Source organism: Propionivibrio soli, from assembly GCF_025770765.1.
Lineage (GTDB): Bacteria > Pseudomonadota > Gammaproteobacteria > Burkholderiales > Rhodocyclaceae > Propionivibrio > Propionivibrio soli.
Window position 1 is genome coordinate 1 of sequence record NZ_JANZKY010000034.1, and the last position, 1,308, is coordinate 1,308.

General features: G+C 69.6%; 1 protein-coding gene. It reads left to right on the top strand.

Annotated features, from left to right (window positions below):
• Positions 1-23 precede the first annotated feature (23 nt).
• Positions 24-1,308, top strand: a 1,285-nt coding sequence (locus NZ453_RS21845) for a phosphomannomutase (protein ID WP_263773123.1), incomplete at its 3' end; no start/stop codon positions are given.

The window sequence follows — 1,308 nt, forward strand, 5'->3', positions numbered from 1 at the left end:
TGGCCTTCCTACAGGCCATCGGAATGAACTCGGGCCGCATCGCCCTGGGCATTGACCTGCGACCGAGCAGCCCGCGCCTGGCCGCCGCCTGCGCCGCCGCCATCCGCCACGCCGGGCTCGACGTTGACTTCGGCGGCGCCCTGCCGACCCCGGCGCTCGCCTACTACGCCCAGGAGAGCGGCTGTCCGGCGATCATGGTCACCGGCAGCCACATCCCGTTCGACCGCAACGGCATCAAGTTCTACCGCCGTGAGGGCGAAATCACGAAGGACGACGAAGCCGCGATCACCCGCGCCGTCGTGACCGTTCCCGAAGCCGACCTCACCGTCCCCTTACCGCCGATCAATGCCGCCGCCACCGAGCGTTATCTCGCCCGCTACCTCGACTTCTTCCCGAAAGGGTGCCTGGCCGGGATGCGCCTGGGTTTCTACGAACACTCCAGCGTCGCCCGTGACCTCCTGCGCCAGCTCCTCGAACGCCTGGGGGCGGAGGTCGTCTCGCTCGGCCGGGTCGACGAATTCGTCCCCATCGACACCGAAGCCGTGAGCGACGCCGATATCGAACAAGCCCGGCAATGGGCGGCGAAGTACCACTTCGACGCCATCCTCTCCACCGACGGCGACGCCGACCGGCCGCTGCTCGGCGACGAGCACGGGCGCTGGCTGCGCGGCGACATCGTCGGCCTCCTGTGCGCCCAGGCCCTGGGCGCCACGGCGGTGGCCAGCACCGTGAGCGGCAACACCGCGCTTGAACGCTGCGGCGCCTTTCCCCGGATCGTGCGCACCCGCATCGGCTCCCCGTACGTCATCGCCGCGATCGAAGGACTGATCGCCGAAGGCGTCGGCCCGGTCGTCGGTTTCGAACCCAACGGCGGTTTCCTCGTCGGTACGCCGATCGAACGCCACGGCAAGGTCCTCGCGCCCTTGCTCACCCGCGACGCCGCCTTGCCGATCCTTACCCTGCTCGCCGAAGCGCGGGCGAGACGGCAGCCGCTGTCCGAACTCTTGCGCCCCTTGCCGGCGCGCTTTACGGCGAGTGACCGGCTGCCGGACTTCCCGACCGAGATCAGCCGCGCGCTGGTGCAGCAATTGGCGTCCTCGGACGCCGTCCGCCGCGACCTCCTGGGCGGTTTGGGCGCTCCGGTCGTCAAGACCGACGAGACCGACGGGCTGCGTCTCTTCCTGGAGAACGGGGACATCGTGCATTTCCGCCCCTCGGGCAATGCGCCGGAACTGCGCTGCTATGCCGAGTCGGGCTCGTCCGAGAAAGCCACCGCCCTCGTCCGCGACGGGCTTAGGCGGTTGGCAG